At 72.5% G+C, this 12,873-nt stretch carries 9 protein-coding genes; 4 read left to right on the top strand and 5 right to left on the bottom strand.

The genetic code is table 11. From position 1 onward, the window contains the following. Positions 1–267: 267 nt before the first annotated feature. The 3 genes from WMF20_RS49965 to murA all read right to left on the bottom strand — a co-directional run bounded on the left by WMF20_RS49965 (position 268) and on the right by murA (position 3,238). Positions 268–1,218: a hypothetical protein gene (locus WMF20_RS49965; protein ID WP_129580857.1), complete on the bottom strand. Its 951-nt coding sequence runs from the start codon at positions 1,216–1,218 to the stop codon at positions 268–270. A 119-nt stretch (positions 1,219–1,337) separates the two neighbouring features. Then, positions 1,338–1,973: an ATP phosphoribosyltransferase gene (hisG, locus tag WMF20_RS49970; RefSeq protein WP_129580858.1), complete on the bottom strand. Its 636-nt coding sequence runs from the start codon at positions 1,971–1,973 to the stop codon at positions 1,338–1,340. Beyond that, positions 1,970–3,238 (bottom strand): UDP-N-acetylglucosamine 1-carboxyvinyltransferase, encoded by a 1,269-nt coding sequence (gene murA / locus WMF20_RS49975; RefSeq protein WP_129580859.1) that lies wholly within the window; start codon positions 3,236–3,238, stop codon positions 1,970–1,972. The genes hisG and murA overlap by 4 nt, the downstream gene beginning before the upstream one ends. A gap of 180 nt (positions 3,239–3,418) precedes the next feature. Here murA and WMF20_RS49980 point away from each other — a divergent pair, with 180 nt between their 5' ends. Both WMF20_RS49980 and WMF20_RS49985 read left to right on the top strand, forming a co-directional pair. Then, complete coding sequence (locus tag WMF20_RS49980) at positions 3,419–4,600, top strand: hypothetical protein (protein ID WP_437609224.1); 1,182 nt, start codon at positions 3,419–3,421, stop codon at positions 4,598–4,600. Positions 4,601–4,650: 50 nt separating this feature from the next. After that, positions 4,651–5,139: a DUF2452 domain-containing protein gene (locus WMF20_RS49985; protein ID WP_437609226.1), complete on the top strand. Its 489-nt coding sequence runs from the start codon at positions 4,651–4,653 to the stop codon at positions 5,137–5,139. Between the two features lie 16 nt (positions 5,140–5,155). Here WMF20_RS49985 and WMF20_RS49990 read toward each other — a convergent pair whose 3' ends face one another. Next, entirely contained in the window at positions 5,156–6,142 is a 987-nt protein-coding gene (locus WMF20_RS49990) for an NAD(P)H-quinone oxidoreductase (RefSeq protein WP_437609228.1), read from the bottom strand. Positions 6,143–6,156: 14 nt separating this feature from the next. Then, positions 6,157–7,284 carry a serine/threonine-protein kinase gene (locus WMF20_RS49995; RefSeq protein ID WP_437609230.1) on the bottom strand — a complete coding sequence of 376 codons (1,128 nt, stop codon included), beginning with the start codon at positions 7,282–7,284 and terminating at the stop codon, positions 6,157–6,159. Between the two features lie 473 nt (positions 7,285–7,757). Here WMF20_RS49995 and WMF20_RS50000 point away from each other — a divergent pair, with 473 nt between their 5' ends. Together WMF20_RS50000 and WMF20_RS50005 are read left to right on the top strand one after the other, a co-directional pair. Next, positions 7,758–9,428 carry a serine/threonine-protein kinase gene (locus WMF20_RS50000; RefSeq protein ID WP_437609232.1) on the top strand — a complete coding sequence of 557 codons (1,671 nt, stop codon included), beginning with the start codon at positions 7,758–7,760 and terminating at the stop codon, positions 9,426–9,428. 346 nt (positions 9,429–9,774) lie between these two features. Next, positions 9,775–12,861: an AAA family ATPase gene (locus WMF20_RS50005; protein WP_020742163.1), complete on the top strand. Its 3,087-nt coding sequence runs from the start codon at positions 9,775–9,777 to the stop codon at positions 12,859–12,861. The last annotated feature ends 12 nt before the right edge of the window (positions 12,862–12,873 follow it).

Here is a 12,873-nt window from a genome sequence, read left to right on the forward strand (position 1 = left end):
GAGAGGGGCCGCAACCCTATCACAAGGGCGAGCCCCGCGAGACGCGAAAAACAGGGCCGCCGGCGCTGGTCGCGTGGTGACGTGGTTACGTGGTGACGTGGTTGCGCGCTCGCTCCGTTTCGAGTGTTTCGTGTCGCCCGCCGCATCGATGGAAAAGTGCGACGCAGCGGCGCTCGACGCCATCTGCCTCCGTCGCTGTCAGGCGCGCGGCGACGGGCGCTGACGGCGACGGCGTCCCGCGCCCACAGCGCCGCTGCCGTCTTCTCGTCACTTGGCGGCGTACGGGGGCGGCTCGGGCCGGCGGAGGGCCACGAGGGCGAACAGGCCGGGCAGGATGTCGTCCCCGACCTTGGAGGCCTTGCCTTCGAGGCTGATCTTGAGCTCGTCGAACGGCGTGAAGGTGAGCCCGGCGCTCGCGGAGACGCTCGGCTGGGGCGCGAACAGGAACGCAGAGAGCGCGCCCTCGTGCTCGTGGAGAGCCTGGACTCGGACGAGCGGATGGATTGGCATGCTCGGAAGGATATTGGCGATGACCTCGCCGCCCACCCACGGCTTGAGCTCGATCGCTCCGGCCTCGTCCGCCGCGCCGACCAGCCCGACGCTGCCGTCGATCGACACCGACAGCGCCTCGGCCGGGTAGAGCTCCAGGGCCACGACCGCCGAGTAGAAATCGATCGTCGGATAGAACGCCACGCCCGACCAGGTCGACCAGAGCGCCTGCATCGTGGTCAGGCCGGCGCCGAACGTCGGCGCGTCGACGTCGAGGTCGAAGCCGCCGAAGACGTTGATCTCGTATCCCTCGCCGAGGACGAGCCCGGGCTCGACGCCGAGCATCCGGCCGGGGACCGTGCTGATCATCGTCGAGAAGGTCGGGAAGTAGTTGGTCCAGCTGTCCCAGTCCTCGATGCCAATCGCGTGCGAGACGATGCCCAGCCGGAGGTGGTAGTCCTCGCGGCCGATCTGGAGCATCGCCCACTCGGGCGGGCCGATCTTGAGCTCCTGCGCGGGCAGCGACCACTCGGGGTAGACGAACGCCGGCAGGCCGAACGCCGGCAGGCCGAGCGGCGCCGAGGTGGCCTGCATGTCGAGATCGAGCCGGAAATACAGCGACTCGCTCGCGAGCCGCAGCCCGACCTCGGCCTGGGCGATGGCGTCGAGGCGGCGGGTCCCCGGGGGATCGCGGTGCACGCCGGCGACGATGCTGGTCCCCCCGCCCACCCACGCGTCGATGTCGGCCGGGAGCGCGGCGAATAGCGGTAGCAGCTGGGCCTCCTCTCTCTCGTGTCCCGGGTATCGGCGGGCTCATCCGCCGGCGGCGGCGGGCGCGCCCGCGGCGGTCACCGCGCCACGCCGGCCGTCGCGGCCCGCAGGCGCTCGACCAGCGGGCGCACGGCGTCGCTCCGCAGCTTGTACGACGCGCGGTTCGCGATGAGAAGGGTGCTCACCTCGGTGACCGTCTCGAGCACCTCGAGGCGATTTTCGCGGAGCGTGGCGCCCGTCTCGACGATATCGACGATCAGGTGGGAGAGGCCGACGAGCGGCGCGAGCTCCACGGAGCCGTGGACGGGGATGATCTCGGCCACCACGCCCTTGCTCGCGAAGTGATCCCCGGCGATCCGCGGGTACTTCGTGGCGACGCGCGGCAGGTCGGGGATCGGCGTCCCCTCCGGCCCGGCCACGACGAGGCGGCAGCGGCCGATCCCGAGATCGAGCGGCGTGTAGAGATCGTGGCGGCGCTCGAGGAGCGTGTCGCGGCCGGAGACCCCGAGGTCGGCGGCGCCGTACTCGACGTAGGTCGGCACGTCGTCGGGCTTCAGGAACACGTACCGGAAGGCGCCGTCCGCCGTGGGCCGGACCAGGCGGCGATCGTTCTCCTGGAGCGGCGTGCTGTCGAGGCCGGCGCGCTGCACGAGCGGGATCAGATCCTTCAGGATCCGCCCCTTGGGCACGGCGATGGTGAGCGGCTTCGTCATCCGGCCCGCCCCTCGACCCGCACCGTGTCGGCGCCGAGCTGCGCGAGCTTGCGCTCCATGAACTCGTAGCCGCGGTCCAGGTGGTAGACGCGCAGCACCTCGGTCTCGCCCTCGGTCGCCACGAGCCCGGCGATGACGAGCGAGGCGCTCGCGCGCAGATCCGTCGCCATCACGGTCGCGCCCGACAGCGGCGCGCCGCCGTGGACGTGCGCCGTGTGGCCGTCCACGTCGATGTGCGCCCCCATGCGCGCGAGCTCGGGCACGTGCATGAAGCGGTTCTCGAAGATGGTCTCGACGATGCGCGACGTGCCCTGCGCGAGGCACATCAGGACCATGAACTGCGCCTGCATGTCGGTCGGGAAGCCGGGGTGAGGCGCGGTCGTGACGTCGACGGCGCGCAGCGGCCGGCCGTCGCGGCGGACGCGCACGCAGTCGCCCTCGCGGCCCACCTCGACGCCCGCCTGGCGGAGCTTGGCCGCGACGGCCTCGAGGTCCTCGAGCGGCGCGTTCTCGATCAGCACGTCGCCGCCGGCGGCGGCCGCCGCGACCATGTACGTGCCGGCCTCGATCCGATCCGAGATGATCGCGTGGTCGAACGGCTCGAGCTCGTCGGCGCCCTCGATGTGGATGACGTCCGTGCCGGCGCCGCTCACGCGCGCGCCCATCTTGTTGAGCACCCGGCCGAGCTCCTCGACCTCGGGCTCGCGGGCGCAGTTCACCAGCGTGGTGCGGCCCTTCGCGAGCGCGGCGGCCATCATCAGGTTCTCGGTGCCGGTCACCGTCGGCAGATCGAACACCACCTCGGCGCCGCGCAGCCGCTTGCACTCCGCGACGATGTAGCCGCGCGACAGCCGGATCGTCGCGCCGAGCGCCTCGAGCCCCTTGAGGTGCTGATCGACCGGGCGCGTGCCGATCTGGCAGCCGCCGGGGAGCGACACCTTGGCGCGGCCGAAGCGCGCGAGCAGCGGGCCGAGGACCATCACGCTCGCGCGCATCTGCTTGACGAGCTCGTACGGGGCCTCGGGCCGCACGTTGTCGCCGGCGCCGACCTTGACGAGCGGCGGCGCGACCTCGACGTTGCGGCCGAGGAACCGGAGCAGCGCGGAGGTCGTGTCGATGTCGCGGAGCGCGGGCACGTTGCGGAGCAGGCTCTCGCCGTCGGAGAGCAGCGTCGCGCAGAGGATCGGCAGCGCCGCGTTCTTCGCGCCGCTGATGCGGATCTTGCCGGAGAGCGGCTTGCCGCCCCGGATCCGGATGGAGTCCATGCCCCCGCTATCGCACAACCCGCGGCGGAACGCGATGTTTCGGGGGACGCCGCCGGCCGCTCGTCGGTTGTCCGCCGCGCCGGCGCGGGCGGGGGCGCCGCGCGCTGGCGGGAGCGGCGCGGCGCGCCGCGGGCGACTCGAGCCCCACTTTCCCCGGCGCTGGTCTAGTCTCCTCCGGCCATGCGACCGAGCGCCATCGCCCTGTCCTCGCTGCTCGCCGTCTCCGTGGCCTCGCCCGCCGCCGCCCAGCCGTCGGCGGACCTCCGCGGGTTCCGCGCCTCGATCGACCCCGGGTCCGGCGTCTACTCGGAGCCCGCCTCCACCCCGGACACGGGCGAGTGGAGCGCGAGCCTCTGGGCCTCCTACGCCTACCGCCCCATCGTGCTCCGCCATCCGGCCTCGGATGAGGCCCGCTTCGACGTCCTCCGCCACCAGGTCAGCGCGGACTTCGCGGCCGGCGTGGGCATCGCGCGGCGCCTGCTCGTGGGGCTCACGCTGCCGGTGGTCCTCTACCAGTCCGGCGACGCGCCCACGTCCGACGCCACGCGGGTGCTCGGCGACACGTGGGTCCCGGCGCAGGCGCTCGGCGATCTCGGCCTCGTCGGCAAGCTCACGCTCGTGCAGCCCACCGGCGGCGAGCTCGGCGGGCTCGCGCTCGCGCTGCACGAGCGCCTCACGCTGCCCACGGGCGACGAGGCGTCGTTCGTGGGCGAGGGGAGCATCACGAACGAGCTCAGGCTCCTCGCCGAGTACCGCCTGATCGCGTTCGGCGCGCACCTCGCGGCCGGGCTCAAGCTCCGCGCCGACGAGGCCCGCTTCGCGTGCCGGGCGACCCCGGTCACCGCCGCGGGGGACCCGTGCCCGACGGTGTTCGGCCACGAGCTCCCCTTCGGCCTGGGCCTCTCGTTCCGGCCGCAGATCTTGGGCATCGATCCGGAGGGGCGCGCCACGCTCTTCCTGGAGGCGCACGGGCACCTGCCGCTCTCGCCGATCGCGCCGTTCGAGAACCAGGAGACGGCCGCGCTGGAGCTCGGCCTGGCAGCGCGCTACGCGCTCGGCGACGTCTCGTTCCTGGGCGGCGTCGGCACCGCGCTCGTGGGCGGCGTCGGCACCGCGCCGCTGCGCGCGGTCCTCTCGGTCGCGTGGACGCCGCGCGTCCACGACGCCGACGGCGACGGCGTGGACGACGACGTCGACCAGTGCCGCGAGCTCGCGGAGGATCGCGACGGCTTCCAGGACGAGGACGGCTGCCCCGAGGGGGACAACGACGAGGACGGCGTCCTCGACGACGAGGACCGCTGCCCGGCGCAGAAGGAAGACGAGGACGGCGTCGAGGACGAGGACGGCTGCCCCGACCCGTGACGTCATCGCTACAGCGCGGGGGCGCGCTGCACTAAGCTCAGGGTCTCCGCATGAGCGACGACGGTTTCACGAAGCACGGCGGCGGCCGCCACGAGGGGCCCGCCCGCACCTCGCCGTACCCCCTGAGCCGGCTCTCCGCGCCGCACGAGCTGGTCGACGTGGCGCGCGAGATCCAGCAGGCCGACGCGCTGCTCGGCGCGGTCACCGGCGGCAAGCTCGCGCAGATCGCCCGGCAGATCCGGTCGCTGCAGGAGCAGGCGCGGCAGGTCCTCGAGGCGGCGCAGCGCGACGGCGAGCTCCACCGGGCGGCGTGCAACTTCAAGAAGCGGCCCGGCCACGTCTACCACCTCTACCGGCGCGGCGACGGCGTCCGCTACCTCTCGATGCTCTCGCCCGAGGAGTGGGGCGGCGCGCCGCCCCACGCGTTCGAGGGCTCGTACCGGCTCGAGCTCGACATGTCGTGGACGCCGGCCGCCGAGGCCGACGCGCACGACGCCGAGGCCGGCGCGCTGGCGAAGCTGCTCGGCCCCGGCGGGTGACGCCGCACCCGCCCGCTCACGCGCCGATGCGGAGCAGCACCTTCCCGAACGAGGCGTTGCTGGCCATGTAAATGTGCGCTGCGGCGGCATCGTCGATCGAGAAGACCCGGTCGACGACGGGCCGCACGGCGCGGCGCGCGAGCCACGGCGAGATGTTCCGCTCGAGCGCCTGCGCCGCGGCGATCTTCTCCTCGAGCGGGCGCGAGCGGAGCACGGTGCCGATGAGCTCGACGCGCTTGCGCAGGAGCTCGCGCAGGTCGAGCTCCGCGGACGCGCCGGCCGTCAGCCCGACGAGCGCGATGCGCGCCCGGGGCGCGCACGCCTTGAGGCCCTCGGCGACGTAGGCGCCGCCGACGAGGTCGAGCACCACGTCGACGCCCGCGCCGCACGTCGCCTTCAGCACCTCGTCGGCGAACTTCCCGCCGGGCGCCGCGATCCCGGCGTCGAGCCCGAGCTCCCGGCAGCGGTCGAGCTTGTCCTGCGTGCGCGACGTCCCCACGACGAAGCACCCGAGCGCGCGGGCGATCTGGAGGCCGGCCGTGCCCACGCCGCTGCCGGCCGCGTGCACGAGCACGCGCTCGCCGGGGGCGAGCCGCGCGCGCGTGACGAGCGCGTCGTAGGCGGTGACGAACGCCTCGGGGACCGCCGCCGCCTCCTCGTCGGAGAGCCCGTCCGGCACCGGCGCGACCTCGCGCTCGTGGGCGACGATCCGCTCGGCGTAGGCGCCGCCCGGGACCAGGCCGAAGACGCGATCGCCGGGCGCGAAGCGGCGCGCGCCCTTGCCCGCGGCCTCGACGACGCCGGCGTACTCGAGCCCCGGCACGTCGGGCGGCGCGCCGGGCGGCGCCGGGTACATGCCGAGCCGCTGCAGCAGATCGGCGCGGTTCACGCCGGCGAAGCGGACGGCGACGCGCACGTGCCCCTCGGGCACGTCGGGCGCGTCCACCTCGCGCACCTCGAGGACCTCGGGACCGCCCGGCTCGCGAATGACGACGGCTCGCATGATCGGTGTGCCGCTCAGTCTTCCATGGGCGGCGGGAGCACGCTCTTCCGGTAGAAGTACTCCACCTTCTCCGAGTCCGGATCGACCGGCTCGCCCGCCGGCTCGGTCGGCGCGCCGCCGCCGATCGCCGCCTCGATCTGCACCTGCTCGAGCGCGTCCATCATCGAGGCCGCGCTCGGGAAGCGCTCGTCGCGGTCGAGCGCGAGCGCGCGCATCGTCGCGACGTCGAGCGAGTGCGGCACCTCCGGCCGCAGCATGCGCGGGCGGATCGGCTTGACGCGCTGGATCTCGGCGAGCAGCGCCGCCGGCGTCGGCGCCTTGAACGGCAGCTGCCCGGTGAGCATCACGTAGAGCAGCATGCCCACCGAGTAGAGGTCCGCGCGCGCGTCGAGGTCGCGGACGCCCTGGGCCTGCTCCGGCGCCATGAAAGCGGGCGTGCCGGCCACCGAGTGGCTCCCCGCGGCGCCCGTCGAGACGAGGAACGACGCCGCGGGCCCGGTGCTGAACGCCTCGGCGACGCCGAAGTCGAGCACCTTCACGGTGAGCGGGCCGCGATCGCCGCCGACGAGGCAGATGTTGTCCGGCTTGAGATCGCGGTGGAGGATGCCCTCGTTGTGCGTGACGACGAGCGCGCTCAGGACCTGGACCGCCACGTCCAGCACGACGGGGATGGGCATCGGGCGCTCGCGCCCGAGCCGCTCGGTGATGGTCTCGCCTTCGAGCCGCTCCATCACGAGGTAGGGCGTGCCGTCCTCGAGGACGCCGAGATCGTACACCTCGACGATGTTCGGGTGGCCGAAGCGGCCGGCGACGGCCGCCTCGTTGTGGAAGCGGGCGATCGCCGTCTTGCTCTGCGCGTACTGGGCGCGGAGCGTCTTGATCGCGACCCGGCGCCGCAGGCCGATGTGGATCGCGTCGTAGACCATCCCCATCCCGCCCTTGGCGATGACGCCGAGGATGCGGTAGCGATCGTGCAGCAGCCGGCCGACGAGCGGGGCCTCCTTCGTCGGCCGGGGCTGATCTGGATCGATGTCGGGCGGCAGCGGGCCGTCCACCGGCCACAGCGACTCGCCCCGGCTCGTCGGCGGCACCCGCGTCGAGGAGGGCGGGGCGACGCTCGGCGTGACCGCCGTGCCGTGCACCGGGCACCTCTCGGTGTCCGACGGGTGCGGCAACCCGCACGCCTGGCATCGGATGAAGTGCTGCGGCGGCATCGGGGACCCGGTCAGAGTACGGGTACATCCGCCCATGCAGCAAGCTCGTTCCGGGACCCGGCGTCCCGGCCGGGGGCGCCCGCCCACAGCGTGTGGTCGGGTAGCCAACGAATGTCATCTTCAGCAGCTGGGTTGGATCGGCTCGCAGCTTACGGTAGGCTGAGCTCAAACGTGCCGCAGCCGGTCCGGAAGCCAAGCCGACGAGCGCGGGCGGTACCGCAGCGAAGGTAGGTCCCAGAATTTGCGCCAGAACGGACACCAGCACGTCAACCAGAACGGAAGTGGCGCATAGGTCGAACGTCAGCCGAACGTAGGGCGGCGCGGGACGGGCACGGGGTACGCTTTCCCCGAGTGCCAGCAGTGGGGGCCAGCGGGATGGGAAGGGGAAAGAGACAGAGGCCATGAGCACGGCGGAGAAGCTTTCGGACGGTGCCTCGGCCAGCGGAGAGTCCGACCCGCTGCTGGGAAAGGTCTTGAATCAGAAGTTCAAGATCCACTCCCTGCTCGCGACGGGCGGCATGGGCGTCATCTATCGCGGAGAGCAGATCGCCCTCGAGCGCCAGGTCGCGATCAAGGTCCTGACGCCGACGAACTCATCGAATCAAATCGACCCCAACTTTCATAAGCGCTTCTTCCTCGAGGCGAGCATCCTCGCCCGGCTCCAGCACCCGAACATCGTCACGGTCTTCGACTACGGCCGAGTCGAGAACATGGAGCCCGAGCGGTACTTCATGGCCATGGAGTTCCTCGAGGGCGAGACGCTCTTCCGGCGGCTGCGCAAGGCCGGCCGCCTGTCGGCGCCCGACGCGATGGGCGTCGCCCGGCAGATCGCGCGCGGGCTGCGCGAGGCGCACAAGCACGGGGTGGTGCACCGCGACCTGAAGCCGTCGAACGTCATGCTCGTCCCCGGCGAGGACACCGGGGAGCTCGTCAAGATCCTCGACTTCGGCCTCGTCAAGGTGCTCGCGGACGACTCGGAGGAGCTCACGCAGCAGGGCTCGTTCCTCGGCTCGCCGCGCTTCATGTCGCCCGAGCAGATCTCGCACGGCAAGGTCGATCTCCGGACGGACGTCTACTCGCTCGGCGTGATCGTGTATCAGATGCTCTGCGGGAAGGTCCCGTTCGAGGCGCAGAACTCGGTCCAGATCCTGATCGCCCACCTCCAGCAGCCCGTCCCGCGGATGCGCGAGCGCAACCCCGAGGCCGACGTGCCCGAGCCGCTCGAGGCGTTCGTGCTGCGCTGCCTGTCGAAGGATCCGGAGGGCCGCCCGGCCAACATGGAGGCCTTCATCCGCGGCCTCGGCGAGTGCGCGCAGGCGATGGGCCTGTCCCCGGCGTTCGGCTCGACGGGCCTCGTCACCATGGACTCCACCGGGACCGGCAGGATGCCGACGCCGATGCCGCCCGTGCGCGTGATGACGGCGATCCCCGCGAGCCCGTCGCCGCCGTCGTCGTCCGGCGGCGCGGCCTCGCCGGTGGATGACGCGTCGCTCGGCGCCGCCTCGCGCCCGGCCGACGCGGCGCCGCAGGGCCGCAAGGGCATCGTGCTCGTGGCGGTCGGGGTCCTCGCGGTCGCGGGCATCGGGGTCGCGATGTCGCAGATGCGCCCGAGCGAGCCGCCGCCGGCCCCGGCCCAGCCGGAGAAGCCGCAGGTCGCCCCGGCCCCGCCGCCCGCCGACGTCGGGACGTTCGTGCTGATGGTCGAGTCCATGCCCTCCGGCGCCGAGGTCCTCGAAGACGGCAAGCCCCTCGGGACCACGCCGCTCCAGCTCTCGATCTCGAACAGCTCGGTGCGCGCCAACCCCCGCCGGCTGACCGTCCGGCAGGAGGGGTACGAGCCGTACTCGATCGTCCAGGGCCCCTCGGATCAGTCGGTTCGCCTGGTCGCCACGCTCACGAAGCACGCGGCCGCGCCGACGAGCTCGCCGGCCGCGCCCACGCCGCCGCCCCCCGCCGCCCCGGCGCCGCGGTCCTACTCCGGGCGGCCCGCCGCGCGGCCCACGCCGGCGCCCGACGCGCCGCCCCCTGCTGCTCCGTCTCCCCGGCCGCTGGACATTCAAATCGAGCGATGACCCGAAAGCGCCCCGCACGCCTCCTCGTCGCCTCCCCGTCTGTCCTCGCCGCGCGACCGCTCTGGGCGGATGTCCCAGCCGACGTGGAGGCGCAGTATTCCAGGCTCTCCGCGGCGGGCCGCCGCCCGCGAGGCGCCGGTGTGCTGCGCTCTGCGGAACGGGCGCACGCTCGCCCGCCCGCGCGGCGCCAGGCCGGCATCGCATCGGCGGGCACCGTCGTCGTCGCCATCGATCGAAGATCCCGGTATTCATCTGTTCCCGCCGGCAGTAGACTCCAGGCTCTGCGTCCCGCAGACGCGCTTCCCAGGCCGATTCCAAGCGGGATCCGTTGCTGAGGAGCAAGGAAATGAACCCGCTCGTCCCCGACTTCATCATCCAGCAAGACGCTCTCGGCAACACCGAGGGCAGCTTCACGGGGGCGGTGTTGATGATCGACATCCCCGGCTTCACCGAGCTCACGGAGAAGCTGATGCAGCACGGGCGCGCGGGCGCGGAGACGCTCGCGGGCACGCTCCGGTACTACTTCGACCCGCTCATCGCCGCGGTCCACCACGCCGGAGGCTTCATCACGAACTTCGCGGGCGACGCGTTCACGGCGCTGTTCCAGGACACGCCCGACCGCAAGGTCGCGGAGTACGTGCTCGGCGCCGCGCTCTCGATGCGCGACCTCTTCGCCGAGCACCCCGAGCGCGACACGCCCTTCGGCAGCTTCCCGTTCTCGTTCCGGATGGGGCTCGCGTGGGGCTCGGTCGAGTGGGGCATCGTCCGCATCTCCCCGGAGCGCGCGTACTACCACTTCCACGGGCAGGCGCTCGCCGCGTGCGTCGCGATCGAGCGGCAGGCGCAGAAGGGGGACATCCTCCTCGACCGCGCGCTCTGCGATCGCATCCCGCCCGCGAGCGCGAAGTACCACGGCGAGGGCGTCTACAAGCTCGGCGACGTGCCCGCGCCCCGGCTGCCGCAGGTCCCGCGCAACCCGCCGCGCGGCGACGGCGCCGCGTTCGTGGCGAGGGGCGTCGCGGACATGCCGCCGGAGGGCGAGTTCCGCAACGTCACGAGCGTCTTCCTCTCGTTCGAGCAGATCCCGAGCTTCGCGGAGCTCACGCGCCTCCTGCACGAGCTCTCGGAGCTCTACGGCGGCACCTTCACCGGCATCGACGCGGGCGATCTCGGCATCGCCGCGCTGATCCACTTCGGCGCGCCGATCACCCACGAGAACGACAACGATCGCGCGCTCGACTTCGCCCTCGAGCTGAAGAAGCGCGGCCTCCGGCAGATGCGCCTCCGCGCGGGCATCACGCGCGACGTCCGCTACGCCGGCTTCAACGGCGGCACCGAGCGGCACGAGTTCGCGTGCATCGGCCGCGCGACGAACCTCGCCGCGCGCCTCGTCGCGAAGGCCCCCTGGTCGGCGATCTGGGCCGACGAGCAGGTCTTCCGCGCCGGCGAGACGAGCTACCAGTGGACGACGGAGAACATCTTCCGGTTCAAGGGCTTCGACCTGCCCATCCTCGTCTACTCGCTCGAGCGCCGCCGCATCTCGGTCCAGAAGGAGTTCTACGACCTCGGCCTCATCGGCCGCGAGGCGGAGATCGAGCAGCTCGCGCGCTACGTCGGGCCGATCTTCGAGGGCAAGCCGGCCGGGATCATCTACATCGACGGTGAGCCGGGGCTCGGGAAGAGCTACCTCGTGCAGCGCTTCCGCCACCGGTGCGAGGAGCACCAGAGCGACCGGCCCTTCCTGTGGATCGACGCGCGCTGCGACCAGACGCTCCAGAGCTCGCTGAACGCGTTCGAGTTCGCGCTGAAGGAGTACTTCTGGGAGTCCTCCGCGCTCGGCAAGGAAGAGAAGCTCACGAACTTCGACGACGCGTTCGAGTACCTCCTCGAGCGGCTGCCCGAGAGCCAGAGCGCGCTGAAGCGCGAGCTCGACCGCGCGCGCTCGGTGTTCGCCGCGCTCATCGGCATCCGCTGGGAGGACTCGCCGTACGAGCGCCTGCACCCGAAGCTCCGGTACACGAGCACGCTCTCGGCGCTCTCCTTCGTCTTCCTCGCCGAGGCGTCGCTCCAGCCGGTGATCCTGCACCTCGAGGACGCGCACTGGGCCGACGAGGACTCGCTCGAGGCGGTGCGCGTGATCGCGCGCGCGTGCCGGGGGCTGCCCATCGCGATCATCTGCACGACGCGGCGCAAGGACGACGGCACGCCGGTGCGCATCCCGCTCGACCCGGGGATCTCCGAGAAGGTGATCGAGCTGAAGCCGCTGCCGCGCGAGCAGCTGCTCGCGCTCGCGGTCCCGTTCTTCGGCGGCCCGATGCCGGACATGCTCGCGACGCTCCTCTGCGAGACCGCGGGCGGCAACCCGTTCTTCGCGCAGGAGATCCTCGCCTACTGGCTCGAGGACGGGCGCTACGGCTCGAGCTCGAGCTCCATCTCGATCTCGAACACGTTCATGCCGCCGAAGAACGTGAACAGCCTGCTCATCTCGCGGCTCGATCGGCTCGACGCGAAGGTGAAGCAGACGATCGTCGCCGCGGCGGTCCTCGGGCGCGAGTTCGACCTGCGCGTGCTCGCGCTGATGCTCCCCGACGCCTCCGTGCTCGAGGAGCACGTGCGCATCGGCGAGGCGCAGTGCATCTGGTCGCAGATGACGGAGCGGCGCTTCCAGTTCAGCAACGCGCTCCTCCGCAACGCGGCCTACGAGATGCAGTCGCGCGCGCGCCTGCAGGAGCTCCACCGGCTCGCCGCCGAGGCGATCGAGAGCCTGTACGGCGACGACCTCGAGGACCAGCTCGTGGCGCTCGGCCGGCACTGGCGCCGCGCGGGCAAGGTCGACCACGCGCGCCGCTACTTCCTCGCGGGCGCCCGCAAGGCGGCGGCGCGCTACGCCCACGAGGAGGCGACGCGCCTCTACCGCGTCTACTTCAAGCTCTCGCCGGAGCCGACGCCCGAGAGCGTCGTCGTGCGCTACGAGTTCGCCCGCGACGTCCTCGAGGCGAGGGGGCGGTACCAGGAGGCCCGGCAGGAGCACATCCGCGTGCTCACCGACGCGCAGAAGCTCGGCGACCGCGCGTCCGAGTCGCTCGGCTTCCTCGGCCTCGGCCGCACGCACTGGGCGATGCAGCAGCCGGACGACGCGCGGACGTACTGGGAGGAAGGGCTGCGCGCCGCGCGTGAGGCGGGCAACCTCCCGGCCGAGGGGCTCACGCTCGCGAGCCTCGGGATGGCCTACGCCGTCCAGGGCCGGTACGACGCCGCCCGCACGCTCTATTCGCGCGCGATCGCCATCGAGCGGCAGATCGGCAACCGGCGCGAGGAGGCGAGGCTCCTCGCGGAGTTCGCGAAGCTGCACCGGCTGAGCGGTCACCTCGGCGAGGCCGAGGCCCTGCAGGAGCAGGCCGCGGCGATCGAGCGTGAGCTGGGCGCCTCTTGAGCCGGGGCGGGG

The sequence above is a fragment of the Sorangium sp. So ce834 genome, from assembly GCF_051521425.1.
Classification (GTDB): domain Bacteria; phylum Myxococcota_A; class Polyangia; order Polyangiales; family Polyangiaceae; genus Sorangium; species Sorangium cellulosum_D.